Source organism: Fructilactobacillus sp. X2R6C1, from assembly GCF_059901295.1.
The window spans coordinates 1-232 of the sequence record NZ_JBWXUZ010000087.1; the positions used below are offsets into that span (position 1 = coordinate 1).

The window sequence follows — 232 nt, forward strand, 5'->3', positions numbered from 1 at the left end:
TCTCAAGCGCCACCAGCAACTGGTTCAGCGAGGTAGCCTGGTTGAGGCCGATGTTCACCGCCCCCTCCTCGACCTGCGGCTGCTCCAGCGCCTGCACCATCACCTGCACCAGGTCGCCCACGTAGAGGAAGTCGCGGGTCTGCTCGCCATCGCCGAAGAGGGTGATCGGCAAGCCCTGCACTGCGCGCTCGCAGAAGATGCTGATTACCCCGGAATACGGTGAGGACGGGTC

At 64.7% G+C, this 232-nt stretch carries 1 protein-coding gene; it reads right to left on the reverse strand.

What is annotated here, in order from left to right; all coding sequences use genetic code 11:
- Positions 1 to 232: NAD-dependent epimerase/dehydratase family protein (locus tag AC6UDF_RS07480; protein WP_500724277.1), on the reverse strand; the 232-nt coding region annotated here is incomplete at both ends.